The organism is Achromobacter sp. 77, assembly GCF_020541125.1.
In the GTDB taxonomy this organism is placed as follows: Bacteria; Pseudomonadota; Gammaproteobacteria; order Burkholderiales; family Burkholderiaceae_B; genus Achromobacter; species Achromobacter mucicolens.
Genome location: NZ_CP059848.1, coordinates 3,941,486 through 3,967,086, shown reverse-complemented (window position 1 = coordinate 3,967,086; position 25,601 = coordinate 3,941,486). Strand labels below are relative to the sequence as shown.

At 65.7% G+C, this 25,601-nt stretch carries 28 protein-coding genes; 17 read left to right on the top strand and 11 right to left on the bottom strand.

All coding sequences use genetic code 11. The features are described from left to right. Window positions 1–71: 71 nt before the first annotated feature. Window positions 72–464: a phage holin family protein gene (locus H4P35_RS18290; RefSeq protein WP_226846439.1), complete on the top strand. Its 393-nt coding sequence runs from the start codon at window positions 72–74 to the stop codon at window positions 462–464. Next, window positions 439–984, top strand: coding sequence for a hypothetical protein (locus tag H4P35_RS18285; protein ID WP_226846438.1), 546 nt, complete (start codon window positions 439–441; stop codon window positions 982–984). The genes H4P35_RS18290 and H4P35_RS18285 overlap by 26 nt, the downstream gene beginning before the upstream one ends. 83 nt (window positions 985–1,067) lie before the next feature. Here the strand turns inward: H4P35_RS18285 and H4P35_RS18280 are convergent, their stop codons facing one another. After that, window positions 1,068–1,538: a low affinity iron permease family protein gene (locus H4P35_RS18280; protein WP_226846437.1), complete on the bottom strand. Its 471-nt coding sequence runs from the start codon at window positions 1,536–1,538 to the stop codon at window positions 1,068–1,070. A gap of 120 nt (window positions 1,539–1,658) precedes the next feature. Between H4P35_RS18280 and H4P35_RS18275 the strand changes: the two genes are divergently transcribed. Next, a complete protein-coding gene (locus H4P35_RS18275; RefSeq protein WP_056323262.1) occupies window positions 1,659–2,744 on the top strand; it encodes a calcium:proton antiporter in 1,086 nt (361 codons plus the stop codon). 62 nt (window positions 2,745–2,806) lie between these two features. Here the strand turns inward: H4P35_RS18275 and H4P35_RS18270 are convergent, their stop codons facing one another. From H4P35_RS18270 to H4P35_RS18245, 6 genes are all read right to left on the bottom strand, one after another. Further along, window positions 2,807–3,115, bottom strand: a complete 309-nt coding sequence (locus tag H4P35_RS18270; RefSeq protein ID WP_226846436.1) for a hypothetical protein — start codon at window positions 3,113–3,115, stop codon at window positions 2,807–2,809. Window positions 3,116–3,227: 112 nt separating this feature from the next. Then, window positions 3,228–4,322 carry a mechanosensitive ion channel family protein gene (locus H4P35_RS18265; RefSeq protein ID WP_226846435.1) on the bottom strand — a complete coding sequence of 365 codons (1,095 nt, stop codon included), beginning with the start codon at window positions 4,320–4,322 and terminating at the stop codon, window positions 3,228–3,230. Window positions 4,323–4,431: 109 nt separating this feature from the next. Continuing rightward, entirely contained in the window at window positions 4,432–4,731 is a 300-nt protein-coding gene (gene hdeA / locus H4P35_RS18260) for an acid-activated periplasmic chaperone HdeA (protein ID WP_056323268.1), read from the bottom strand. A gap of 170 nt (window positions 4,732–4,901) precedes the next feature. Then, entirely contained in the window at window positions 4,902–5,759 is an 858-nt protein-coding gene (locus H4P35_RS18255) for a ZIP family metal transporter (protein ID WP_180100696.1), read from the bottom strand. Between the two features lie 309 nt (window positions 5,760–6,068). After that, window positions 6,069–6,323 carry a hypothetical protein gene (locus H4P35_RS18250; RefSeq protein ID WP_152385046.1) on the bottom strand — a complete coding sequence of 85 codons (255 nt, stop codon included), beginning with the start codon at window positions 6,321–6,323 and terminating at the stop codon, window positions 6,069–6,071. Between the two features lie 219 nt (window positions 6,324–6,542). Then, entirely contained in the window at window positions 6,543–6,767 is a 225-nt protein-coding gene (locus tag H4P35_RS18245; RefSeq protein ID WP_056323273.1) for a CrpP-related protein, read from the bottom strand. 500 nt (window positions 6,768–7,267) lie between these two features. On the opposite strand from H4P35_RS18245, the gene H4P35_RS18240 reads away from it, so the two are divergent. From H4P35_RS18240 to H4P35_RS18230, 3 genes are all read left to right on the top strand, one after another. Then, window positions 7,268–7,525 (top strand): DUF1488 family protein, encoded by a 258-nt coding sequence (locus H4P35_RS18240; protein WP_056323276.1) that lies wholly within the window; start codon window positions 7,268–7,270, stop codon window positions 7,523–7,525. A 129-nt stretch (window positions 7,526–7,654) separates the two neighbouring features. Then, complete coding sequence (locus tag H4P35_RS18235) at window positions 7,655–8,218, top strand: DUF4142 domain-containing protein (RefSeq protein ID WP_062842148.1); 564 nt, start codon at window positions 7,655–7,657, stop codon at window positions 8,216–8,218. Window positions 8,219–8,369: 151 nt separating this feature from the next. Beyond that, window positions 8,370–8,876 (top strand): ferritin-like domain-containing protein, encoded by a 507-nt coding sequence (locus tag H4P35_RS18230; RefSeq protein WP_063954693.1) that lies wholly within the window; start codon window positions 8,370–8,372, stop codon window positions 8,874–8,876. A 269-nt stretch (window positions 8,877–9,145) separates the two neighbouring features. On the opposite strand, the gene H4P35_RS18225 is transcribed toward H4P35_RS18230, so the two are convergent. Beyond that, window positions 9,146–9,370 (bottom strand): hypothetical protein, encoded by a 225-nt coding sequence (locus tag H4P35_RS18225; RefSeq protein ID WP_226846434.1) that lies wholly within the window; start codon window positions 9,368–9,370, stop codon window positions 9,146–9,148. A gap of 162 nt (window positions 9,371–9,532) precedes the next feature. On the opposite strand from H4P35_RS18225, the gene H4P35_RS18220 reads away from it, so the two are divergent. The 11 genes from H4P35_RS18220 (at window position 9,533) to H4P35_RS18170 (ending at window position 22,543) form a co-directional block, all read left to right on the top strand. Continuing rightward, complete coding sequence (locus H4P35_RS18220) at window positions 9,533–10,012, top strand: hypothetical protein (RefSeq protein WP_056323286.1); 480 nt, start codon at window positions 9,533–9,535, stop codon at window positions 10,010–10,012. 80 nt (window positions 10,013–10,092) lie between these two features. Beyond that, a complete protein-coding gene (locus H4P35_RS18215; RefSeq protein ID WP_226846433.1) occupies window positions 10,093–12,807 on the top strand; it encodes an ATP-binding cassette domain-containing protein in 2,715 nt (904 codons plus the stop codon). Window positions 12,808–13,079: 272 nt separating this feature from the next. Beyond that, complete coding sequence (locus H4P35_RS18210; RefSeq protein ID WP_226846432.1) at window positions 13,080–14,351, top strand: glycosyltransferase; 1,272 nt, start codon at window positions 13,080–13,082, stop codon at window positions 14,349–14,351. 12 nt (window positions 14,352–14,363) lie between these two features. After that, complete coding sequence (locus H4P35_RS18205) at window positions 14,364–15,092, top strand: SDR family oxidoreductase (protein ID WP_056323292.1); 729 nt, start codon at window positions 14,364–14,366, stop codon at window positions 15,090–15,092. Then, the gene (locus tag H4P35_RS18200; protein ID WP_226846431.1) at window positions 15,083–15,670 is read left to right on the top strand and encodes an HAD-IIIA family hydrolase; all 588 of its coding nucleotides are present in this window, start codon (window positions 15,083–15,085) and stop codon (window positions 15,668–15,670) included. The genes H4P35_RS18205 and H4P35_RS18200 overlap by 10 nt, the downstream gene beginning before the upstream one ends. Further along, the gene (locus H4P35_RS18195; RefSeq protein ID WP_226846430.1) at window positions 15,667–16,767 is read left to right on the top strand and encodes a glycosyltransferase family 9 protein; all 1,101 of its coding nucleotides are present in this window, start codon (window positions 15,667–15,669) and stop codon (window positions 16,765–16,767) included. Before H4P35_RS18200 ends, H4P35_RS18195 begins: the two co-directional genes overlap by 4 nt. Window positions 16,768–16,778: 11 nt before the next feature. Next, on the top strand, window positions 16,779–18,518 hold the full coding sequence (locus H4P35_RS18190) for a carbamoyltransferase C-terminal domain-containing protein (protein WP_226846429.1): 1,740 nt from the start codon (window positions 16,779–16,781) through the stop codon (window positions 18,516–18,518). Next, entirely contained in the window at window positions 18,515–19,501 is a 987-nt protein-coding gene (locus H4P35_RS18185) for a glycosyltransferase family 2 protein (RefSeq protein WP_226846428.1), read from the top strand. The genes H4P35_RS18190 and H4P35_RS18185 overlap by 4 nt, the downstream gene beginning before the upstream one ends. Then, window positions 19,498–20,562 carry a glycosyltransferase family 9 protein gene (locus H4P35_RS18180; protein WP_226846427.1) on the top strand — a complete coding sequence of 355 codons (1,065 nt, stop codon included), beginning with the start codon at window positions 19,498–19,500 and terminating at the stop codon, window positions 20,560–20,562. Before H4P35_RS18185 ends, H4P35_RS18180 begins: the two co-directional genes overlap by 4 nt. After that, window positions 20,559–21,524 carry a glycosyltransferase gene (locus tag H4P35_RS18175; RefSeq protein WP_226846426.1) on the top strand — a complete coding sequence of 322 codons (966 nt, stop codon included), beginning with the start codon at window positions 20,559–20,561 and terminating at the stop codon, window positions 21,522–21,524. Before H4P35_RS18180 ends, H4P35_RS18175 begins: the two co-directional genes overlap by 4 nt. After that, entirely contained in the window at window positions 21,521–22,543 is a 1,023-nt protein-coding gene (locus H4P35_RS18170) for a UDP-glucuronic acid decarboxylase family protein (protein ID WP_370638933.1), read from the top strand. The genes H4P35_RS18175 and H4P35_RS18170 overlap by 4 nt, the downstream gene beginning before the upstream one ends. Window positions 22,544–22,696: 153 nt before the next feature. Here H4P35_RS18170 and H4P35_RS18165 read toward each other — a convergent pair whose 3' ends face one another. The 3 genes from H4P35_RS18165 to H4P35_RS18155 all read right to left on the bottom strand — a co-directional run bounded on the left by H4P35_RS18165 (window position 22,697) and on the right by H4P35_RS18155 (window position 25,522). Next, on the bottom strand, window positions 22,697–23,590 hold the full coding sequence (locus H4P35_RS18165) for a manganese catalase family protein (protein WP_063954683.1): 894 nt from the start codon (window positions 23,588–23,590) through the stop codon (window positions 22,697–22,699). Window positions 23,591–23,756: 166 nt separating this feature from the next. Next, the gene (locus H4P35_RS18160; protein WP_056323312.1) at window positions 23,757–24,221 is read right to left on the bottom strand and encodes a DUF2269 domain-containing protein; all 465 of its coding nucleotides are present in this window, start codon (window positions 24,219–24,221) and stop codon (window positions 23,757–23,759) included. Continuing rightward, window positions 24,209–25,522, bottom strand: a complete 1,314-nt coding sequence (locus H4P35_RS18155) for an SDR family oxidoreductase (RefSeq protein ID WP_226846425.1) — start codon at window positions 25,520–25,522, stop codon at window positions 24,209–24,211. The genes H4P35_RS18160 and H4P35_RS18155 overlap by 13 nt, the downstream gene beginning before the upstream one ends. Window positions 25,523–25,601: the final 79 nt, after the last annotated feature.

Below are 25,601 nucleotides of genomic sequence, written 5' to 3'. Positions count from 1 at the left end.
TGGCGCGGGAATGGCAATTGCTGCGCGAGCCTTGACCGCCAGGCTTGACAGCCACGCGCCAAGGAGACGCCATGATTGCAGAACGATTGCGTAGATTGCGCCGCATCGCGGCTTTTGCCGCCGAACGGTCGGGGGACTATGTGGAGCTGGTGGGGATCGAGTTATCCCTGTACCGGTCGGCGCTGGTTGCTACCGTCATCAGCAGCGTGGCCCTTGTGTTTTGCGGGTTGGGCACGCTGGGCTTTATCTCGGTGGCTGCGATTGTGAGCTTTTGGGATACCGAGCATCGCAAGCTGGCCGCCTGGCTGGTGGCCGGCGCCTGGCTGCTGATCACGCTGATTTCGCTGGCCATTTCGACACGGAGCGCGCCGAAAGCGTCGCCCTTCGCGGAACTGAGTCATCAGGTGCGCCTGGATACCGCTGCTGCACGGAGCCATTATGCCCAAGACGACCACGCTGGCTGATAAAGAGGCCCTGCTGGCCAAGATGGAGCGCGACCGCCAGGCGCTCGATGTCCCCATGCCGCGACGCTTGCCGCTCAACAGAGCGGGCGGGGCGTGGGCCCGGACGGTCGCGCTGGCCGCCGGTGCGACGCTGGGATGGCCGCGCTTTTTGCGCCAGCCGCTGCGCGCCATGGCAGCGGTGGCCATGCGCGACCGGGTTGCCGAACTGATGGGCCGCATGCAGGTGCGGCGCGTCAGCGATCCGATGTCGGATCCGGAACTGGCCCGGTTGGAGAAGATGATGGCGGACGTGCGCGCCGCTGCCGCCAGGTCGGCCGACGACGCGGAGATCGAGCGGCTTCGGGCGCTTTTGGATATTCAAGTGGCGCGGCTGCGCAAATTGCGTGTGCAGCAAAATCATTCCGCCCGGGGCGTTCAGCAGTCTCCAGTCATGCAGACCATTCCGCCCACGCAGCGAAACCGGCAGAGCCCGCCCGTGCCGGCCGCGCCGGCGGGCCGGGACGTTTCATCGATTCCATAGCGGAAGGCAACAGTGCGACGCGCCCGTGCTTGCTGCACGGGCCGACACTCGCGGGGCTAGGCGAGCGCCTGACCCGCTCGCCTTCATCGCCGGCGGCGACTGCGTGCGCGTTGCCGATGCTGCTTGCGCGCCCGGCTCGTCAGCGCGGACGCCAGGGCAAGTAGCTTGTCCTCGTCCAGGCGTTCGGCATCCACCAATTGCTCGTCCGCGCCTTCCACTGCAATCAGCAGTTCGTCCAGCTTCAGGTGCAGCGCCTCGCTGTCTTTATTCTGGCTTTGCTGAATCAGAAACACCATCAGGAACGTGATGATGGTGGTGCCGGTATTGATGACGAGCTGCCACGTCTCCGAAAACCCGAAGGCAGGGCCGGATATCCCCCACACCACGACCGCGATCAGGGCGATGCCGAACGCGACAGGTGATCCTGCCCACTTCGTCACCTGCGACGCGAAGCGGTCGAAAAAATGGGAAATCGCGTTGGCTTTGCCGGTCTTCCCTGGGCTGGATCGCGGTTTGCACTTTGCGCGCGGCTTTGCTGCGTTCCTCTTCGGCATGGCACTCCATCCTTATATGCGCGGACTTTCAATGACAGCAAGCTGCATGCCCGAACGCTTGCGCTCCACGCGGCATGGCACGTGCTAGGCTCACGGTGTTTTTCGCCCCGTCACATTGCAATGAAATCTCTACTGCAGTCTGAAATGTTCCTGCTGCTGGCCTGCGGGCTCGCGGTCGCGGGGCTCTTTGTTGAGCCGCATCTGGAAGGGCTAGGCCAGGCCGGCAGCCTTGTTGAAACGGTCGTGCTGATCGCCGCGATTCTTGCCGCGTCGCTCAGTGTTGCGCGCCATGCGGAACGAATCGCGCAGAAGCTGGGCGACCCCTACGGCAGCATGATCCTGACCTTGTCGGCCGTGCTGGTCGAAGTGATCGTGCTGGTGATCGTGTCGGCCAAGGCGGGCTCGCCGACGCTGGTGCGCGACAGCATCTATTCGGCCGTGATGCTGGACATCAACGGGATCCTTGGCGTGGCCGCGCTGATCGGCGGCTTCAAGCACGGCGAGCAAGCCTACAACGACGATTCGGCGCGCACGTACAGCGTGATGATCCTGACCGCCGTCACGGTGTCGATGATCATCCCCGAGTTCGTTCCGCAGCCAAGCTGGCGGGCGTACAGCGCTTTCACGGTGGTGTCGATGCTGCTAATGTACGGCGTGTTCGTGCGCATGCAGACCGGGCCCCACAGCTATTTTTTCAGCTACAGCTATCCGGACAAGAAGACGCGCAAGCCCGCGCCGGCGGGCGCGCAGCCAAATTGGCGCCAGTCGGCAGTCGTGATGGCGGTGGGCATTGTGGCGGTGGGCGCGCTGGCCGAACTGATGTCGCACTCGCTGAACCGCGGCCTGAAAGGGATGGACGTACCCGTCGGCCTGATCGCGCTGGTTGTGGCGGGCATCTCGGCGGCGCCCGAGATGTTGACGGCGTTTCGCGCGGCGTTGGCCAATCGCATGCAGTCGGTGGTCAATATTGCACTGGGCGCGTCCCTGTCCACGGTGATCCTGACCGTGCCGGCGATGGAGGCGATGGCGTTGATCACCGGTCAGCGGATCAACATGGCGATGACGCCGCTGCAGACGCTGATGATGCTGGTCACGTTGGTTGTCGCGGCCATCAACCTGAACGACGGGCAGACGAACGCCATCGAGGGCCTGACGCACTTTGTGCTGTTTGGCGCATTCCTGATGCTGCTGTCGCTGGGGTTGTAGCGGGCGGGCCAGGTGCAAGCGCTCGCCCGGTCATGGCTACGCCGCTTCTCGGGTGGTAAGGGCTATGCCTTCGGGCCAGATTTCTTGGGCAGCACGGCAGGGGTGTCGTCAGCGGGCTTGAACACCCCGCCGTCGGTGTCCGCTTCCGGAGCGGGATTGCCATCGATGGCCGGCGCCTTGCCGACGGACTCGCCCTCGCGTGCGCGTTCGCGGTCATTGGCCTTGCCCAGGCCCTTCTGGACACGGTCCGCGATGTCCACCTGGTCTTCGGTTGACGGTTCCGGGGCGGGATTGCCATCCGCGTTCGCGCCTGCGTGCCGCGGATCGCGGGCGCCGGGTGCATCGAGGCTGCGGGAAGGGTGTGCGTTCATGGTGCTCTCCTTGAAAACGTCCCTGGGCGGCAAGTGCCGTGCCTGCCCTCGCGCAAGCCGCGCCCATCATTCGCAGCACTGTTGATTTACGCCCGGGATGCGCGTCTCGCGCTTACCCACGCTCGGAGGCCATCACGGGCTCCGCCTCGGACTCGCCCTCGGCGGCGCTGACGTGGACGATGCGTTCGGGCAGCGCCAGCGCGATGCCTGCCGCCTCGAGCGACCGCATGATGCCCAGGTTGATGGACTGCTGCGTATCCATGTAGCGGTTGTAATCCGCGCTCATCAGGTAGTAGACGGCCTCGTACTCCAGCGCGCTGTCGCCGAATCGCGCCAGGTGGGCGCGGTCGAATCGCACATCGCTCTGCTCGTTGATCCGGTCGCGCAGGATGCCGGGCACTGCCGCGGCACGTTCGACGTCGGTCTTATAGCTGATGCGTACCGAGAAGACGATGCGCCGTTGCTGCATGCGCTTGTAGTTCTGGATCGTCTGCTTGAGCAGTTCGGTATTCGAGCACACGATCTGTTCGCCGCCCAGGCTGCGGATGCGCGTGGTCTTCAGGCCGATGTGCTCGATGCTGCCGGCCACCGCGCCGAACACGATGAAATCGCCTACTTCAAACGGCTTGTCCAGGCCGATGGAAATGGAGGCGAAGAGGTCGCTCAGGATGGTCTGCACGGCCAGGGCCACGGCGACCCCGCCGATGCCCAGGCTGGCGACCAGCGCCGTGATGTTCACACCCAGATTGTCCAGCATGGCCAGCAGCGCCACGGCCCAGACGAAGGTGCGTAGCAGCAGGCCGAGCAGGGTGGCGGTCACGCGGCTCGCGTCGCCACGTGCAAGCACCGCGCGGCGCACCAGCACGTCGACGGCGCGCTCCAGCCACAAGGCGCCCTGCAGCGCCAGCAGCACGAACCACAGATGGCTGATGGTGGCGCCGCTCCAGGGCAGGGGCGCATCGCTGACGTCGATGCCGGCCATCAGGCACAGCAGCGCCAGCACGACCCAGTTGGTCCGCCGCAGTATCTGCGACATGGCGCTGGCAAAACCATGGCCAGGCAATTGCGCCCGCGCCTCCAGCCGCGCGCGCACCACCTTCAGCACGGTCGCAAGCACCATGAAAAGCACCGCGCCCACGCCGAGTGCGATGATCCAAAGCGCCATCGGGTGCGCGTTGAGCCAATCTCCAAATATCCATGAATTCATTACGGGGCCTCCCATGCACGGAGCGCCGACCGCAGCAAATGTTGTTCCTCGTGCGTTAGGGAAGCCGAGGTAAGCCCCCGAAGCCTGAGCCTCAGGGGCGTCGAGACATTTACTTTTTCAGACCCGCCAAGGCGTCGCGCAGCATGAGCTTGGGGTTTTCGTTGCACTGCTTGACCAGCATCGGCGTGCGGGTGCTGATGCCCTCTACGTCGACCACGGCCTCTTCGGGCTTGCCTTTGTTGTTCAGCGCTTCTGCATAGCTGACGACGACGGGACGAAAGCTCTCTTGGACGTCGAGGAAGTCCTGGCATTGCCACATGCCGAGAGGCTTTTTCGCATCAGCTGCCTGGCCGGTGACCGAAAAGGTCAGCGAGCCAATGAGACCAATCATCAGTAGGTGCTTCTTCATGTTCGAGCTCCTGGGGTTGGCTTGCAGATGGAATGGCTTACAGGGGAAAAGTGAGCCGGCAGGCTCACCGATTTACATTACTGAAATCGGATGGGCGTCGTCAACGCGGCCGACATCCAACGGTGTAGGGGGATCCGCTTATACCGGTCACGCCGCAACGTCCGGCGACATCATTGCAGCGCCGTGTCCAGCAGCATCATGAGCACGAATCCCAGCATGAGGCCGCAGGTCGCGGGAACCTCGTGGCCTTTTCGATGAGTCTCGGGAATGATTTCGTGGCTGATGACGAACAGCATGGCGCCAGCCGCAAAGCCCAATCCCCAGGGCAAGAGCGAGGCCGACCAGCCCACAATGGCCGCGCCAAGCACGGCGCCCAGCGGTTCCACCAGACCCGATGCCATCCCGAAGCCAACGGCGAATGCGCGCCGATAGCCCGCGGCGAGCAGGGCAATGGCCACCACCAGTCCCTCGGGAACGTCCTGGATTGAAATGCCCATGGCGAGCGAACCCGCCTGCACGGGATCGGCGCCGGCGTAGCCGACGCCGATCGCCAGGCCTTCCGGAAAGTTGTGCAGCGTGATGGCGAACACAAACAGCCAGGTGCGGCGCAGGTTGCGTGCCGGCTTGCCTTCCTTGCCCTTGATGAAATGCTCGTGGGGCAGCACGCGGTCCAAGAGCAGCAGCGCCAGTGCCCCGAGCAGGATGGCGCCCGCGATGGTCAGACCCGCGCCCCAGGGGCCGCTCCCGAGTTGCCGGGCCGCGTCCAGGCCCGGAATGATCAACGAGAACGCGCAGGCGGCCAGCATGATGCCCGCGCCGAATCCCAGCAGGGTGTCCTGCACCCGCTCGGGCACGCGTTGCGAGAACGCGACCGGCAACGCGCCCAGCGCGGTCGCGCCCGCCGCGAGCAAGCCGCCCAACAACGCGGCGCCAACAGCGGGATGGCCGGCGTCCAGGTATCGCCATAACGCGAACACGCCCAGCCCGCACACGATGAGCAGACCCGTTCCCATCAGACCCCTCAGCATCGAGGTCCGCGGGTCCGGCAGCGCCTGGCCGGCTGGGGAGGTCTGGCGGGGCACTTAATACGATCCCGAAAAGAGGCCGCGCGCTGCCGGAAGACGCGCAAGCGCAGAGGCCGTGAACGTTGAATCCGGTTGTGAGCCGTGGCAAGGCCGATCCATGGATGCTCCCGAGGGTAAAAGACCGGAGCGTGGTTCGCGAAGCTGCCGGCCGGGTGTGGCCGTCGAGGCCTAGCAATGCGCGTGCCCGGGCGGCCGGTACGTCACATGAAAAGAGCGCCCGAAGGCGCTCCAGCGGACCCCGCGCGGCGCGCGTCAGGTCAGGCAGAACTGCGGCGTGCCGCTAGGGTCGACGCGCCGGATGCCCTTGAGAATCCACTTCGCGTGCCGCTCGGCCTCATGCTGAGCCGAAAACAGCTTGCCGCTCGGAATGGGCCAGACAGCCTGCTGGTCCTCAAGGTCGCCGTCACGCCGGGTCGTGACGTCCAACCGATACTTGCCGGTGGGCAACTCAATGACGTCGCAGTGGACTTTGAATCCATCTACGCAAATACCTTGTTCAGTATTCATCGTGCGCTCCAGAGAGTGTGGGGTATGAGAATCGTGCTGCAACGGGATTTTCCAAAAACTGCCTCCGCCGGGGTGCAACAAAGTGCAATAATTCCCGACTAACCTCAGATCGCCTTGAGCGACCGACCAGTAGTCAGCTGGCCGGGCATTCAGCGCCCCAAGCAACTCGGGCCCTGGACGAGGTCCAGGGCCCGGCGGGACATGCACAGCAGGCAGAGACTACCTGCGCGTGCTCATGAAGGGGGACGAAGGGGCGCGGCTCACTGCCCGAGACTTGACGCCGTCTTTCCAGCCGGCTTTCCACATCTCGACGCGGCTGCGCCATTCATTGACGGATTCGCCGGTGTGCGCAGGCATGGCTGCGGTGCGAAGGTAGGGGCAATCCAAAAGGGTCAACCCCTGGCGCGCGGCGTCTGCTCCCAGCTTCTGGATATCCACTTGCATGGCAACTCTCCCAAAAGATGCGAGCGCCTAGTTTGCCCAGCGCAAAACGCTCGCGCAACGAAGGGCGTGTAACTTCGCGTTTCTCTGTTACATCGCCGTAAGACCTGTCCGTCGATCCTCAAAAAAGTGCCCCGCCATGCGGGGCAAAGACTCACGGTTCAAACAAAACGCAAGGCCACAGCGACGTGGCGAGGCCGTGCCAGCCATCGGGTTCCCCAACCAGAATCCGATAACTGTGTCGCTGTGACACCTTGATGCCCGCAACTGGCGTTCCCATCGCGCACGCGCGCGGTCTTCTGATTGCAAAGCGATTGCGCTCTGCGTGACGCCCGCCTCGTGACGCGTTCGGGGTGAGGGGATTTCTACACGACCGGAAAAAATGACTGGCGTCGCGGCGCGTGCGTGAACAGCTCGCGGCACCGCCCATTGGCGCGGTTCGGTCAGGCCCGCGACTTGCGGCGCTCGGGCATCGCGTATCGACCACACGACAGGAGGACCGCATGAAGTTCACCAAAGCCACCAACGCCAAAGCGCAAGGCGACGCCATTGTGTTCGAGATGGAAACCGCCGGCGTCACGCGGCAGTTCGAAATATCCGGTGATGTGCTGCGGCGCCGTTTTGGCGCCGCGGACGATACGGCGCCGGAATTGCTGCGCGCTTTCGAGCGCAGCGAGGACGCGTTGCGCGACCTGGCGCATCGTACGCAATGGGTTCCGACCGATGGGCCGATAGCGGTGGGCGAAGGCGATTTCGGTTGAATAAGCCCGGCGATGCTCGCCGGGCGCGAAGCGAAGCTCGCCATTGGGAATGACGTTTGCTGGAACGTGGCCGTTCGTCAGACGGCATCGCGCCGTCATCCGGCGACGCTACATCTACTGGAGGTCCGAATGAAAAACCGTCTTTTGAAGGCAGGGCTTGGCGCTGCAATTGTCCTCAGCATGGGTTCGGTTGCGCTGGCGCAGACGCCCGCCGCCCCTGGCGGGCAGGTGCCCGCCGCAACGAACAAGCTGGACAGCGAGGCTCGTGGCTTTTTGAGCGACGCGGCCGAGTCCGGTCATCTCGAGATTGCTGGCAGCAAGATGGCGCTGGAAAAGTCGCAGAACGCCGAGGTCAAGAAGTTCGCGCAGATGATGATCGACGATCACACGAAGGTGGGCCAGAAGCTCGAGGCGTTGGCCAAGAGCAAGGGTTTCGAACCCCCGAAGGATCCGTCGATGATGCAGTCCGCCAAGCTCAAGGCGATGGGCTTGCGCGACGAAGGCTTCGACAAGGCTTACGCGGACGAGATCGGCGTGGATGCGCACGAGGACGCCGTCAAGCTGTTCGAAAAGGCTTCGAAGGAAGTGAAGGACCCCGAGGTCAAGCAATTTGCGATCGAAACGCTGCCCAGTCTTCAGCAGCATCTGCAGGCCGCCAAGGCGCTGCAGCAAAGCGTGTCCGCCAAGAAGTAGCGCACACGCGTGCGCCGGCGCCCTGTCCGGCGCCGGGCCGTTCAAGCGGGCCTGCCCGCCACTCGTTGCATCAAGGCCCACCGGCATGCGCCTTGCTGTACAGGGGCTGGGCCAGGCCCGCTTTCCAATCGATCCACCTACAGGAGTGATCATGAGCCAAAAGACCTTGAAGGAACTGTTCGTGCACGAGCTGTCCGACATCTACAGCGCCGAAAAGCAATTGACGCGAGCCTTGCCGAAGATGGCCCGCGCTGCCAGCGACCCTGCGTTGGCCGACGCATTCACCGCCCACCTAGAAGAAACCCGTGGTCAGATCGAACGCATCGACAAGATCGTTGAAGGCGCGGACTTCCGTTTGAAGCGCATCAAGTGCGCCGCGATGGAAGGGCTGGTGGAAGAAGGCCGCGACGTGATTGAAGATGTCGAAGAAGGCCCGGTGCGCGATGCCGCGCTGATCGCGGCGGCGCAGAAGGTCGAGCACTACGAGATCGCCAGCTACGGCACGCTGTGCACGTTTGCCAAGCAACTGGGCGAGACCGAAGCGCTGAAGCTGTTGAAGGAGACACTGGCCGAAGAAAAGGCCACCGACGAGAAGCTGAGCATGCTGGCGCTCCAGCAGACCAACGCCGAGGCCGCCAAGGCAGGCAAGGCAAAGTAGTGGGAGGCGCGGCAGCGTACCTGCTGCGGCGACGACGGCCCTGCGCGGCACTTGCGCGTGCAGGGCCGTAATTCGTACTATGCGCTGAAATGGGGCGCCCAGGAGAGCATCATGAAACCTGCAGACGAGTCACCTTCGCGCGGCCGGCCCGCGCGGCGCGGGGCCAGGACCGGCCGCGGGCCCTGGTTGATGCTTGCCTTCTGGATAGGCGCCGTCGCCGTCTTGTTTCTGGTCGGCGTATTGATCCGCGGAATGTAGCGGCCCGGCAATTATTGGCACAGCCTTGACGCCACCATGGTGACGACGGTGCCATCCGGAAGCTTGTAGTGTCCGTCACCTTCCCAGGTCACGAGCTGGCCATCGGGAAGGCAGCAGTACGAGCGGGCTTTTCCGTCGCCGAGGGGCTGCGAAGAATATCTGTCGATGCGGTAGGTATTGCCGTCGGCGGCGGCGGCAACCACTTCCATGACACGCTTGTAGGTTTGGTTTGACATTGCTGTCTCCTGTTCATCCGGCCGGAGTATTGGGGCATGCTGCCGGTACGGGGTCAATACGCATCGCAGCATCGGTCACGTGGTCAGCAAGCGTCGTTCCGTCCCGAGTGGTTCACAGGTACGGGTTTTGCTGCACGCACGCTTCGAACAGGAGGATTCCACATGCCCGCAATTCCCTTGGCCGCCTACTGGGAGCGCGATGCCGCGCAAGAGGCGGTGCAGCTCGCCCGGCCCATGTTGGAGGCCGCCCTCTCGAATACCCGCGTTGGCGAAAGCGGATTCCTGCACGTGGTGGTCATGAATCCGCTGGCCCATCCGGGCAGCTGCGAGTTCGCGGACGCGATCCTGTACGAGGAAAGCATCGGCGATCCCGCGGAGTGGGACGCGGACTATGGCGCCTACGCCCGCGGCAAGGCGCGCGTGAGCTGGCGCACGGGCTTGGGAACGCACGAGGTGATGGCGCTCAGGCCCCATCTGCTTCGCGCCCGGGATACGCAGGTCTGGGGCAGCGTGTGCCTGGACGGGATCGTGGTGGCGGTCAGCGGCGCGAACCCGTGGTTCGATGAGGCGTTTGCCGCCGCGGTCGCTTCGCTGTTCAAGGCGGCCGTGCAGGGTCGGCGGGAAGCGCTGCAGGTGCGATAGCGCGAGGCTGGTCTGCTGCGTGAGGGGCGCCTCGGAACGCCAGTTGCTGGCCCGCCGGGCTCCTCAGGAGGGCGCGAACGATGAGCGAGCCGGACAGCAGCACCAGTGATTTTTCCCGCAAGGAGGTCAATCGCACCATCCTGCGGGCGCTATGGAAATACCGGGGGCGCACTGCTGCGGCCGTAACGCTGCTTGTGGCGGCAAAGCTGCTGATGGTGGCCGTGCCGGCAGTGCTGAAGGCCATCGTCGATCTGTTCAGCGCGCCAGGACCTTTGGTGTTGCCGGTTTTTCTGCTGCTGGGCTACGCGCTCATGCGATTTGGGGGCGGTGTCTTCACCGAGTTGCGCGATGTCGTGTTCGCGCGGGTTGCGCTGCGCACCGTGGCGGACTTTACGGTCAGCGTGTTTTCGCGATTACAGCAGCTTGGCGCCCGGTTTCACGGCGGCAGGCCGACTGGGGCGCTGGCGCGCGACGTGGAGCGCGGCACTGCGGGCGTGGGGTTCTTGCTTGGCACGGGGCTATTCACCTTGCTGCCGACGCTGGTGGAGATCGTGTCGGTCGTGCTGATCCTGGTCATGGGATACAGCATCTGGTTCGCCGTGATCGTGACCGTCACCTTTATCGCCTATTTTTCCTACACCACGGTGCTGCTGCGCAAGCGCGTGGCCTATCAGCGCCGATTGAACGAGCTGGACTCGCGCGCAAGCGGGCAGATGGTCGACAGCCTGCTCAACTATGAGGCCGTCAAGCTCAATGCCAACGAAGCGCTGGAATCGGACCGCCTGTCGCGCGTGCTGGAGGAGTGGACGCGCGTCGGCGAGCGCAACCAGCGTTCGCTGTCGCGCCTGCACGTCGGCCAGAGCGGCATCATCGCCTGCGGCGTGGCGGCAGTCATGCTATTGGCCGGGCAGCAGGTGGTGGGACGCGAAATGACGGTGGGCGATCTGGTGCTGGTCAACGCCTACATCATCCAGATTTGCCTGCCTTTGAATACGCTGGGTCTCATTTTCCGCCAGGCCAAGGAAGCGTTCGTCAATGCCGAGCGCGTCTGCGACCTCTTGAGATACCCGCCGGAAACGGGGGACGACGCCGCGCTGCCGTCATTGCAGGCGGGAACTGGCGAAGTGCGCTTCGAAGGCGTGGATTTCGGCTATGAACCGGGACGGCAGATCCTGTGGGGCGTGGACCTGACGGTGCCTGCGGGGACGACGCTGGCTGTGGTGGGCGGTAGCGGCTCGGGAAAATCGACGCTCGGCCGCCTGCTGTTGCGCTTCTATGACCCGGATGCCGGGCGCATCCTGATCAATGGACACGATCTGCGCGCCGTCAATGTGCGCAGCGTGAGGCGCGTGGTGGGCATCGTGCCGCAGGACACCATGCTGTTCAACGAGACCATCGCCTACAACATTGCGTACAGCCGGCCGGATGCGACGCGCGATCAGATCGTGCAGGCCGCACGCGGCGCGCGCATCCACGATTTCATCGAAAGCCTGCCGGGTGGATACGAAACGCCTGTGGGCGAACGCGGCGTGAAGCTCTCGGGTGGCGAGCGCCAGCGCGTGGGCATCGCCCGCGCGATCTTGAAGGATCCGACGATCATGGTGTTCGACGAGGCGACCTCGGCGCTGGACACGCGTACCGAGCGGGCGATCCAAGCGGAACTGGAGCGGCTGTCGCGCGGCCGCACGACGCTCATCATTGCGCACCGGCTATCGACCATTGTGCATGCCGACAACATCGCGGTCCTGGACCGGGGCAGGGTTGTCGAGCAGGGACGCCACGACGATCTGCTGGCGCGCCAGGGCATCTACGCGCAGATGTGGACCTTGCAGCGGCAGCAGTCCGCCTTGGAAGAGGCAATGGGAAGGGATACCCGGCAGCCTGTCAACCTGGTTGCCGTGGTGGCTGGCGTGCTGGATGGCTCGCGGGAAGTCGCGCAGGACAAAGGCGTGAACGTCTACACGCTGATCGGCAACGAGGCGGCGCGCATTACCGGCGACCCCAGCGCGTTGCAGCAGCTGGTGTGGGACTTGTGCCTGCACGCGATAGCGGTCACGCCGCCGGGCGGGCGCATCGAGATCAGCCTGCGCCGCGAGGGTCCGCTGACGCGGCTGTCGGTCACGGACGGCCGCACTGAGCAGGACGCGGATCCCGCGCTGTTGCCCATCGATGGCATGCAGAACCCGACGGACGGCCTGCGCGTCGCGGCAGCGCTGGATCCGGCGGAATTGGCCGTGCGGGCGCAGCGCCAGGGCGGCACGTTCCACAGTACGGCCGCACCCTCGGGCGGACGCTGCTACTCCGTCGATTTTCCCGTGCGCGCCATGGAGCCAGCACCGCTGCGCGCGGACGTCAGCGTGCCAAATCTGAGCGGCGCGCAAATCATGCTGGTGGACGATCAGGCCGAGGCACGCGAGATGGTGGCCGAAATCCTGAAGGACAACGGTGCCAACGTAACGACGTATGCGGATGGTGAAACTGCCATGGCCGCGTTCGAGTCCATGCCCGCGGCAACGTGGCCGCAAGTGCTCATCTGCGATCTTTCGCTGGGCGACGTGGACGGCTACGAGGTCGTGGCGCGGGTGCGAGCGATGGAAGCGGAGCGGGGGGCGGCGCTCTCGCACCGCCTGCCTGCCATCGCGCTGTCGGGCCACGTCAGCCAGGAGTACCGCCTGCGCACGTTGCTGGCGGGCTTTCAGGTGCACCTGTCCAAACCCGTCGATCCGCACGAATTGCTGGCCACGGTGGGCGCGTTGCTGCCGGCGGCGCGGGCTCAGCAACGGCGCGAGTCCTGACGGCTCGCGGACCCCGGCACTTCTTACGCGCGCTTGTAAGAAGTGCCGGATAAAAGCGGTGCTTCCATTCGACGCGCGTGAAAGCGTATCGGCACACGACTTGCTCTTGCCCCAGCGTATGCCCGATGCGGACGAATCGCGCGGAATCCCCCAAAAAATGAGGTGCGCAACCCTCGTCCACGAATGCGAGCGGCCGTTGTCACCGGCATGCGTTTCTGCGTTGCGAGACGCGATGCCGGCACGGTTCCGGCTCGAATAACGGAGTTGCCCTCATGAAGAAGATTGCCATCATCAGCGAACACGCCTCGCCTCTTGCGCTGGCGGGCAGCGTGGATAGCGGTGGACAGAACGTGTACGTCGCAAACGTGGCGCGTGAACTGGCGCGCGCAGGCATGGAGGTCGATGTATTTACGCGCAGGGACAACGCGGCGCTGGATACGGAGTTCCGGTGGATGCGCAACGTCAAGGTGATTCATGTTCCCGCAGGGCCCGCCAGCTTTCTTCCGAAAGAGCAGATGCTGCCCTACATGGACGACTTCTCCGCGTATCTGATGCGGTACGTCGGCCGTCAGCCCGCGGGGTATGACGTCATCCATGCCAACTTTTTCATGTCGGCGATGGCGGCGCTGCCGGTGGCACAGCATTATGGCGTGCCGCTGGCCGTCACGTTCCACGCATTGGGCAAGGTGCGGCGCCAGTATCAGCAGTCGGCTGATCTGTTTCCGGATTCGCGCTTCGACATCGAGGACGACATCGCGCGGCGCGCGGACCGTCTCATCGCTGAGTGTCCGCAAGACCGGCGCGATCTCATCGAGCTGTACGGGGCCGATCCGCGCCGCATCGATATCGTTCCCTGCGGCTACGACGCCGCGGAAATGACCGCGCAGCCCATGGCGCTTGCTCGCAAGGCGTTGGGCTGGGACGACGGCGTGTTCACCGTGCTGCAGCTGGGAAGAATGGTGCCGCGCAAAGGCGTGGATAACGTCATTCGTGCCCTTGCGCGGCTGCGCCACCGCCATGGTGTCCAGGCACGGCTGTGCGTGGTTGGCGGCAACACGGAGGATGCCAGCGAACTGGCCACCCCCGAGATCGGCCGATTGCGCGGTATTGCGCGCGAAGAGGGCGTGGCGGAGTGGGTCGAGTTCGCGGGGCGGCGGCGGCGCGAGGAACTGGCCGCCTACTACAGCGCGAGCGACGTGTTTGTGACAACCCCCTGGTACGAGCCGTTTGGCATTACGCCCGTCGAGGCGATGGCGTGCGCGCGGCCCGTGATCGGCGCGGACACGGGCGGAATACGCAACACCGTGGTGCACGGTAGAACGGGGTTTCTCGTGCCGCCCAAGGACCCGGACAGCCTGGCCGACAGGCTTGCGGAACTGGCGGGGAACCGGGCCTTGTGCGAGCGGATGGGCGAGGCGGGACGCATGCGCGCGCGCCGCCTCTATACGTGGAAGCGCGTGGGCCAGGATTTGCAGTCCGTCTATGAGCGCATGGCGGCCGAGACGCCTCGGGAAGATCGTATCGCCGCGCGCATTGCGGCTTAAAGGAGCGGAACCATGCACGAATTCGAGAGCCTGGACGGGCGGGTAATCCTGGTCACTGGCGGCGGCAGCGGCCTGGGCGCGGCGCTTTGCGAGCAGCTGGCGGCCGAAGGCGCCCGCGTCGCTGTCAGCGACATCGACGAGCAGCGCGCCCATGCGGTCGCCACCAAGCTGAAGGAAAGCGGCGCGGACGTCATGGCCTGCATCATGGACGTCGGCGTTGCAGCGGACGTGGCCGAATGCATGGATGCCGTCGTGCGGCAGTTCGGCAAGCTGGACGCCATCGTCAATAGCGCCGGCGTTGACGTGACGGCCCCCATCGACCAGCTGGAGGCGGACGTCTGGGAGCGCGTGCTGCGCACCAATCTGACCGGACCCTTCCTGATGGCCAAGCTGGGCAAGAACCGTCTGAGCCCCGGCGGGCATATCGTCAACGTGGCCTCCACCGCAGCACGGCGGGCCTGGCCGAACGCGTCTGCCTACCATGCCAGCAAATGGGGGTTGATGGGCTTGTCGCATGCGCTGCACGCGGAACTGCGCGGCATGGGCATCAAAGTCAGCGCCGTGATCGCGGGCGGGATGCGCACGCCGTTTCTCCTGGACCGCTTTCCCGATATCGACACCGGCACGCTGCAGGATCCCGCCAACGTGGCGCGCGCCGTGCGCTTCGTATTGACGCAACCTCCGGAAACGGTGGTGCCTGAAGTCATGGTGTTGCCGATGAAGGAAACGTCATGGCCTTGAGGGCAGCCGTGTTTCTGGACAAGGACGGGACCGTGCTCGCGGATGTGCCCTACAACGTGGCGCCCGAGCGCATGGCATATGCGCCCATGGCGCTGGCGGGCCTGTCCCGGCTTGCTCAGACGGACCTGCGCCTGGTGGTCATCAGCAACCAGCCGGGGGTCGCGCGGGGCCTCTTCGCGGCCGATGCCCTGAACGCGGTGGGCGTAAAACTGGCTGCAATGTTCCACGCGGCAGGCGCGCATTTGGACGGGTTCTATTGGTGTCCACATCATCCCGAGGGCGTGGTGCAGCCTTACGCAATGGCGTGCGACTGCCGCAAGCCCAAGCCAGGGCTGCTGCTGCGGGCCGCGCAGGAGCTTGGGCTGGACCTGGCCGAGTCCTGGTTCATCGGCGACATCCTGGATGACGTGGAAGCCGGCAATCGGGCCGGATGCCGCAGCATCCTGCTTGACGTGGGCAACGAAACCGAGTGGCGCACGGGCCCAGACCGGGAGCCGTATTGCCGCGCCCCGGACCTGGATGCGGCGGCGCGAATTGTTGCCGAAGACGCCACCGTGCGTCCGGGAGCGCAAGCATGAACGGGAATGCGCCGTGGCCGCGCGACGCGCATGTCCTTTGCATCCGGCTGGACAACATGGGCGATGTGCTGATGTGCACCCCGGCCATGCGCGCGCTGCGCCAGCAAGGCGCTCGCCGCATCACCCTCCTGACCTCGCCATCGGGCGCGGCCCTCGCGCCTTTCATGCCGGAAGTGGACACCGTCATGGCCTATGACGCCGCTTGGGTCAAGAACGCATCGCAGGGCCGCGAGGCAGACGTGGGTGCCATCGGCCGGCTGCGCGCGCTGCGGCCTGACGCGGCGGTAGTCTTCACGACGTTCAGCCAAAGTCCCCTGCCGGCGGCGCTGCTTTGTCACCTGGCTGGCGTGCCGCGCGTGCTGGCGCATTGCCGCGAGAACCCGTATCGGCTCATCAGCGACTGGGTGCGCGAGGTCGAGCCGCAAGACGGTATCCGGCACGAGGTGCAGCGTCAGCTCGACCTCGTGGCCACCGTGGGCGCCCGCAGCAAAGACGATTGCATGTCGTTCAGGGTGCGCGAGCGCGACCGCGCGTCGCTGCGTGACAAGCTGCACCACGCGGGCGTCACCGAAACCGACGGATGGATCTGCGTGCATGCGGGTGCGACGGCGGCGTCGCGCCGGTATCCGGCCGCGCTGATGGTGCAGGCGCTGATCGCGTTGCGCGGCGACGGCCGCCGCATTCTGCTGCTCGGCGGCCACGAGGATCCCGCGTTGGCCGCAGCGCTGGCTGAGGGGAGGCGCTGGCTGCCGGGGCTGATCGACCTGTCGAATGGCCTGACCCTGGGCGAACTGGGCGCCGCGCTCGAAGGCGCGGCGGTGGTCATCTGCAACAACAGCGGCCCGGCGCACATCGCCGCCGCGGTCGGTGCGCCGATCGTGGACCTGTACGCGCTGACCAATCCGCAGCATACGCCCTGGCGCACCGACGCCCGGGTGCTAAGTAACGATGTGCCCTGCAAGTACTGCTATCGCAGCGTGTGCCCGCAGGGACACCATGCGTGCCTGGCGGGCGTACCGCCCGGGGAAGTCGCGATTGCGGCCCGCGAGCTGCTTGGGCATCACCCACGGTTTCAGACGGGCCCGCGCGCCGTCTAGGAGACGATTTCATGTTCACTCTCGGCATCAATGCGGCGTATCACGACTGCTCCGCCACACTGGTTCATGACGGCGTCGTGGTGGCAGCCGCCGAGGAAGAACGCTTTACCCGCGTCAAGCACGGCAAGCGACCCGTCCCGTTCACCACCTGGCAGTTGCCGTATTACGCGATCGACTATTGTCTATCCGCGGCGGACATTCGACTGCGCGACGTCGATCACATCGTTTATTCCTACGACCCGGCGCTGCTGGCCGGCGGCGCGGCGCTGCCGCAGGAGATCACGCTGCCCCTGGAGCCATCGCGGGCCGGCGCTGGCGCGGAAGGCGCGTCGCCGTGGGACGCGCTGTTTCTCTCGTATCTGGTGAACGCGCCGCGCCAGCTTCTGGATGGCGCCCCGCTGCATTTGAAGTCGCCACGCTTTGACGATCTGACGCTCAAGCACATCACGGATCGATGGATCTATCTGGACCATCACCTCTCGCACGAGAGCAGCGCGTTCCTGGCGGCCCCGTGCGCGGAATGCGCGGTGCTGACGATGGACGGCCGGGGTGAACGCACGACGACGAGCTATGGGCACTTCGCTGGCGGCGAGTACGCGCGGCTCAAGCAGATCGACCTGCCGCACTCGCTCGGCCTGTTGTACGAGGAAGTCACCACCTGGCTGGGCTTTCTGCATTCGTCGGACGAGTACAAGGTGATGGCCCTGGCTTCGTTTGGCAAGCCCGAGTACCGCAAGGAATTCCGCGAGATCCTTCGCCTGGAGGAAGAGGGCGGCTATTCGCTGCAACCCGCACGCCTTACCGAGCGCTTCGGCCCGGCCAGACGCCGCGGCGCGCCCTTTGAAGACCGCCACAAGAATGTGGCCAGTTCATTGCAGTACGTGCTGGAGGAAACCGCGCTGCACATGGCGCAGTGGCTGCACGAGAAGACGGGCGCGAAGAGCCTGTGCATGGCCGGCGGGGTGGCGCTCAATTGCGTGATGAATGCGCGCATCGCCCGGGATGGCCCCTTCGATGAGGTGTGGGTGCAACCGGCCGCGGGCGATGCCGGCACGTCGCTGGGCGCGGCGCTGTACGTGGACTACCATCGGCGCGGCGGCAAGCGCGCGTGGACCATGGAACACGCCTATCTGGGGCCGTCATACTCGGACGAGGAGATCGAGCGCTTCCTGGACAAGGCGCACCTGTCCTATCGCAAGTTGAGCGATGTGTCGGGCGAGGCTGCGGCGTTGCTCGCGCAGGAAAAGGTGCTGGGCTGGTTCCAGGGCCGCATGGAGTTCGGCCCTCGCGCGCTGGGCGCACGCTCCATCCTGGCGTCGCCCCGGGACAGCGCGATGCAGGCCCGGTTAAACGGTCTGAAGGACCGCGAGGACTTTCGCCCCGTGGCGCCCGTCGTGATGGAGGAGCGGGCTGCTCAGTGGTTCGACGGACGCGGCACGGCCTCGATCTGCGCGCCGTTCATGCTGTTCGTCTATGACGTGCTGCCGCATCGCGCCAAGCAGATTCCGGCGGTGCGGCACATCGACGGCACGGCGCGGGTGCAGACCATCCGGCGGGATCAGAATGCACGGTATTACGACCTGCTGGCCGCGTTCGAACACCTGACCGGCGTGCCGGTCCTGGTCAATACGTCGTTCAATACGCGTGGCGAACCGGTGGTCTGCACGCCGCGCGATGCCGTTGAATGCTTCTGGACCTCGCCGCTGGATGCGCTGGTGATCGGCTCCTACCTTGTCGAGAAGCCGCGATGACGGCCCCGGGCGCAACGGTCGCGGTATCCGTGGTGGTGCCGACCTACAAGCGGCCAGACCTGCTGGCGCGGTGCCTTGAGGCGCTCTGCCGGCAGCGGCTCTCCGTGCCGTACGAGATCCTGGTGTGCGACGACGCCGCCAGCGAGGCCACGCACCGGCAGGTTGCGGCCTATGCGGCCCGTTGGGGCGATGCGCCGGCGGTGCGCTACCTGCCTGTGTCCGGCACCCGCGGGCCGTCGGGCGCCCGCAACCTGGGTTGGCGCAGTGCCAAGGCCGAGATCATCGCTTTCACCGACGACGACACGATTCCGCATCGGGACTGGCTTGCGCAGGGACTGCGCGGCTTCGCGCCGGACGTGGCGGCGGTGACCGGCGTCACGGAAATGCCCATCCCGGACCCGCCCAGCGACTACGAGCGTGATGCTTCGGGCTTGACGCGCGCCGAATTCATCACCGCGAATTGCTTCGTGCGGCGGTCGGCGTTGCTGGCGGTCGGCGGATTCGACACGCGCTACACGATGGCCTGGCGTGAGGACTCGGACCTGCAATTTGCGTTGCTCGATGCCGGCTTGCGCATCGCGCGATGCGAGCACGCGCGCGTGCAGCACCCGGTGCGGCCGGTGAGTTTCGCGGCTGGGCTGGGCATGCAGAAAAAGGTGATGTTCGACATGCTGCTGCGCCGCAAGTACCCCGCGCTGTATCAGGAACGCATCCGCCGGCATGGCCCGCGCTTTTACCTGAGCGTTACGGGCGCCTTTTTGCTGGCGGCTGGTTTGTTCGCAACTGGCCATGCGGCAGCGGCCATCGCGCCAGCTGTCGCATGGGCCGCGCTGACCCTGTACTTTTTCATGCGCCGTATCCGGGGAACAAGCATGTCATTGCGCAACGTTGCCGACCTGGCGATCACGTCGGCATGCATTCCGCTCCTGTCGATTTTCTGGCGCACGGTCGGGTTGCTGCGCTTTGCGAGGAGCGCCGCATGAATAGCCTGCTGCTCGGATCTGCCCCCGCGCCGGCGCGTATTGCGGTCTTTCGGGCGCTGCAACTGGGCGACATGCTCTGCGCGGTCCCGGCGCTTCGCGCGTTGCGCAAGGCGTTTCCCGACGCGCACATCGCCCTGATCGGCCTGGCCAACGCGCGCGAGTTCGTCGGCAGGTTTGCCTGCTACGTGGACGAGCTGATCGAGTTTCCGGGCATCGAGGCGTTTCCCGAGCAGCCTGCCCGCGAAGAGGGGCTGCCGGATTTCTATGCGCGGGTGCGCGACGCGCAGTTTGACGTGGCGCTGCAGATGCACGGCAGCGGCGCGCAAAGCAATCCCATCGTCGGGCAACTGGGCGCCAGGCGCTGCGGCGGCTTTGTGTCGCAGGCAGAAGAGGGCGTTCCGGGACAGTGGATGCCCTGGCCGGACGACTTGCCCGAGCCGCATCGATACCTGGCGCTGCTCCGGCATCTTGGCGTGCCGGCTGACGACGACAAGCTCGAATTCCCGTGCACGGTGGAAGACCGGCGCGCTGCCGAAGACCTGCTGAAGGTCCATTCGCTGGATGCTGCCCGCCTGGTGCTCATGCACGTCGGCGCGCGCCTGCCATCGCGCCGGTGGCCGCTGGAGCGCTATGGCCGCACGGCGACAGCCTTGCTGCTTCAGGGGTGGCAGGTGGCGCTGACCGGAACGGCGGCTGAGCGGTCACTCGCGGATGAGCTGAGACGCCTGTCGGGACGCAATCTGCCGGACCTATGCGGCAAGACCACGCTGGGTAGCCTGGCCGCGCTGGTCGAGTCGAGTCGGCTCCTGCTGTGCAACGACACTGGGGTGTCGCACATCGCCGCGGCAGTGCGCACGCCCAGCGTCGTCATCGCCAGCGGAAGCGACGCGCGGCGGTGGGCGCCCACCAACCACGATCTGCATGTGGTGCTGGCCGGCGATGCGCCGTGCCGGCCCTGCGCCTACGAGCATTGTCCGATCGGCCACCCGTGCGCGCTGGCTGTCACGGTGCCTCAGGTGCTTCGTGAAGCGAACCACCAGCTTGCAAGGGGAAGACAATGACGCCTGCCGTCCACCCGCAGCGCCGCCTGCGCATTCTGACCTGGCACGTGCATGGGAATTATCTGTATGCGCTCAGTCAGGTGCCGCATGACTTCATCGTGCCGGTTCTGCCCGGCCGCGCGCCCGGCTACGGGGCGCTGGGCAACCGCATCCCGTGGGGCGCGGGCCTCACCGAGGCGCCCGCCTTCAACTTGCGGGATATGGAGTTCGACTGCGTGCTGTATCAGTCGCGCCAGAATCTGGAGGACGCGCGGCTGTTGCTCAGCGACGCGCAGCGCGCCTTGCCATCCGCGTATCTGGAACACGATCCGCCCATGCCGCATCCCACGGAGACGCGCCACCTGTTCCGACATGACAAGGGCATGATCGTGCACGTGACGCCGTACAACGCCGTGATGTGGGATTGCGCGGACATGCCCAGCCGCGTGGTCGAGCATGGCGTGCCCGAGCCATCCGTGACATATGACGGCGGCATCGAAAAAGGCATCGTCGTGGTCAACCACCTGGCGCGCCGTGGCCGGCGCATCGGCGTCGATGTATTCGAACATGTGCGGGCCCGCACGCCGCTGGATCTGATCGGCATGGATTCCGAGCGGCTGGGCGGACTGGGCGAGGTGCCCAACATGGAAGTGGCGGCGTTCATGTCGCGCTACCGGTATTTCTTCAGCCCCATCCGATACGCCAGTCTGGGCCTCTCGCTGGTGGAGGCGATGCTCTGCGGTGTGCCGGTAGTGGGATTTGGCGGCACGGAACTGCCGGTGCTGATACGCAACGGCGAGAACGGCTACGTGGACAACCGGCTGGACCGGCTGGTGGAAGTGGGGCGCCAGTTGCTGGCCGAGCCGGAGCTTGCGCGGGCCTGGGGCTCTGCAGGCCGCGACATGGCGCGGCAGCGCTTCGGCATGGACCGTTTTGTGTCGGATTGGCTTGGCGTGTTCGAGACGTTGATGGAGGCAGCATGATGGATGCAATCCCCCGTACCGGCCGCGCGCTGGTCGCCGGCGGCGCCGGCTTTCTCGGCTCGAACCTCTGCGCGCGGCTGCTCAACGACGGTTGGCAGGTGGTGTGCCTGGACAATTTTCAGACCGGCAGGGCATGCAATGTCGCGGCGTTGGCGTCGCATCCGCGCTTCACGGTGATTCGCCACGACGTGGTCGAGCCCCTGGGCGACATGGCGGTGGACCGGATCTACAACCTGGCTTGCCCGGCATCGCCCGTGCATTACCAGGCGGATCCGCTCAAGACGCTGCGCACCTGCGTGCTTGGCGCGATGCAGTTGCTGGAGCTGGCGCGACGCACCGGCGCGCGCGTGTTGCAGGCGTCGACCAGCGAAGTCTACGGCGATCCGCTGGAGCATCCCCAATGCGAAGGCTACTGGGGCCACGTCAACCCCGTGGGCCCTCGCTCCTGTTATGACGAGGGCAAGCGCTGCGCCGAGACGATATTCATGGAATACGCCCGTCACGAGGGCGTGGTGGTGAAGATCGCGCGCATTTTCAATACCTACGGGCCGCACATGTCGCCCGACGATGGCCGCGTGGTGTCCAACTTCATCGTGCAGGCCTTGGCTGGCGAGCCGCTCACCGTCTACGGGGACGGCACGCAGACGCGGTCTTTCTGCTATGTGGACGACTTGATCGACGGGCTGGTTCGTCTGATGGAAAGCCCGATCGAGGTGGACACGCCGGTGAACCTGGGCAATCCGGTGGAGCTGACGATGCTGGAAATGGCAGACATGGTGCGCGAACTGACTGGCTCGCGCGTGCCCGTCGTTCACCGTGCCTTGCCGGTGGACGACCCGACTCATCGGTGTCCGGACATCTCGCTTGCCAAGCGCAGCCTGGGGTGGTTGCCGCGCGTGCATCCCGTCGACGGCATTGCGCGGACGGTCGCCTACTTCTGCGCCGACCGCGACCGCGCGCGGCGTGAGGGCCGGGTGCCACGGCCGAATGCCTGGGCAGTGCCGCAAACGCATCCTTGACCGGACGGCCGTCCGGGCTCGGCGGCACAGCGCTTGCTGGCGCGAGATGTGCTGCGGCACGCACGCGCTCGCGTTCACATTCCGTCGATTCACGCCTCCAATAAACCCCGCCGTGCCGCAAGGGCAGTGGCGGGGATAGTCTCACGCAGCGGTTTACGGTTGCTTGAACTCGTCGGGCGAGTTCACCTGCCCCAGTTCGGTGCCTGTCACCGGGTCGCTGCCGGGGTCGGAGGCGGTCCGTGCCGCCATTGCCTGCAAGGCCAACGCTTCCTCTTCGGTCAGGTTCACGTTGGGCATGCCGTCGCCATCGATGGCTCCCTGTTGCTCCCGGTCGGACACGTATTCGAAATTCGCGTCGCTGTTCCAGGGCCCGCGCGTGTCGCCTTCGCCCTGCGACATGTTGAAGTAGACCGAGGCAAACCGCGGATCGCCCGGCAGCTTTCCGGGCGGGAAGTTCGGCTCCATCGAGTACAGCGCTTTTTCGAAGGAGCGCTGGTGCGACACTTCACGGGTCATCAGAAAGCCCAGGGCGTCCTTGACGCCGGGATCGTCCGTCGCGTTGATGAGCCGCTCGTAGATGATCTTGGCGCGCGCCTCGGCGGCGATGTTGGACCGCAGGTCGGCGGATGGATCGCCGATGGTGTCGATGTAGCCGGCATTCCACAGCTGGCCTCCGGAGTTGACCAGCGCGGGGCCTCCGCCGTAAAGCACCTGCGTGACGTGCGAATCGTTGCCAGGTCCGTTCAGCCGCCGGTAGATTTCCGCCTCGGATTCTGTGGCCTCGGCCAGCACGCCCTTGGCGCCCTTGTTCAGCATGGCGACCATCGTGCCGATGACTTCCAGATGGCTGAGTTCTTCGGTGGCGATGTCCAGCAGCATGTCCTTGCGGCCGGGATCATCCTCGGCCAGCGCCTGAGTGAAATAACGACAGGCCGCCGCAAGCTCGCCTTGCGGGCCGCCAAACTGTTCCAGCAGCAGGTTGGCCAGACCTGGATTGGTCTCGCTGACACGAACCGTGTATTGCAGCCGTTTGTTATGGGCAAACATAGTGATCTCCTGTTCCCGAGTACCTTTCGGGATTTGTGGTGCGCGGTAGCATCGAAAGCCGGCGCGCGGGATTCGGACGCCATGCGGGCGGCGATGACATGCCCCATTCGATCCGGTGCGCCGGTGCCGCAACAAGCGTTCCCGGCGGGCGGCCGGGTGCGCCTTTTCAAGCAGGCTTGAAGATCATCAGATAGAAGATCGCCAGGAACGCGACGAAGGCGACCACCCCCAACGCGACCCACCACGCAAAGCTGCGCCAGAACCCGGAGGAAAGGGGTTCGCCGGAGCGATCCGCCGCCGCGGCAGCATCGCGCATCCGCATCTGCAGCCACACCACGGGCAACCAGCAGGCGATGGCCACGCCGTACAGCGCGAGCGACCAGCCGATCCACGGCGTGGCCAGCGGCAATTGCATGAGATGAACCAAATAGAGGCCGGTGAGCGGTTGCAGAACGGCGGTGGACGCCGTGAACAGCCAGTCGGCGATGACCACCAGCCGCGCCACGCCGGCGATCACATGGACATCGCGCCGCAGCACCACGCACAGCAGATAGAAGGCCGACCCGATGCCGGTGCCGAACAGCAGCGTGGCCGAGATCACGTGGACGAGCTTGAGGATCAGGTATTCCATTGGCGTTTCCTGGCCGTGGCGGGTTCATGCAGGTAAAGCAGTGCCAACGCTGCAAGCATCGGTAAATTTTTCGACAAGGGTCCGAACGGGTGCATCCAGAATTCCGGTAGGCGCACAGTGATGATCGCGGTATAGCCCACGATGAGAACCGCCTGTGCGATCCACAGCCACTGTCGGGCGCGGCCGCGCAGCGCGAGCGTCAGTACGCCAAAGGCCACGTCCAGCGTGGCCGCGCCATACAGCGCGAACGGCGCGAGGAGGTCTGGCACGCCGGTGCGGCGCAACAGGTCCAGGCTGGCTGCAACCGGGTACAGGCCGAAGGACACCGCGGCCGTCCACAACCACACCAGCGCGATACTGAACCGCAGCAGAGGCAACGTGACGTCGAGCAGTGCGCTGGCACGCTGACTGTCGCGTGCCTGCGGGACGATGAAGCGGTCGGGTGCGCGCGCCGCACGCCCGAGCAAGGCAGAAAATGGGGTGGGGTCGGCGGTGTTGCCGCGCTCCAGCATCGATAGCGCCGTGGGATCGATCAGACTGCCCGGCAGCAGCGAGGCGGCGGCAGCCAGGCCCGTCGCCATCGTCATGGGAATGGAGACGACGCGTAGCGGCGTGTCCAGGCCCAGCGCGCGGCGCAGCGTGGCCAGGTACCCGCGCAAGGTGATTGGGGCGGGGCCGCAGAACGCGATCGTCACAGGCGTCTGCGGCGGGGTTTTCAGCAACGCCAGCACGCCGTCCACCACGTCGTCCAGATGGACCGGCTGCACCGGCTGGCGCCCGCCGCCAGCGAGCGGCAGCAACGGCAGCACGGCCAGCCGGTTGAAAAGCGCCGCGCTCGCGCCGCCCGGACCATACACCAGCGATGGCTGCACAATTGCGGCGGGCATGCCGGACATGCGCAAGTCGTCGTCGGCGGCGCGCTTGCTCAGATGAAAGCCGCTGGCCGCGCCCGCGTCGGCCCCAAGCGCGGAAAACTGGATCACGCACCGGACGCCCTGCCGCTGGGCGGCGCGAAACAGGGCCTGCGGAGCGCGCACGTGCACCGCGGCGAAGTCGCCCGCGCGCCGTTTGCGAAAGAGGCCCACCGTGTTGATGACGGCGTCCACGTTTTTCAGCAGCGGCATCCAGGCGTCTTCCGACAGCGCCCCGCTGAAATCCATGGGTACGAAAGTTGCGTCGGGCGCATTGTGCCCTGACGGCGGGCGGCGCACGGGGCAGACCAGTGTGTGTCCCTCGGCCAGCAAGGCATGAACGAGGCGGCTGCCTATGAAGCCATTGGCGCCTGTCAACAAGATCTTCAAGCCAAATCTCCCTGGCGGACGCGCTCGCGCGCCGCCTTTCATTGCCCGGGGCCGCAAGCTGCGTTCCCATTCACCTGGA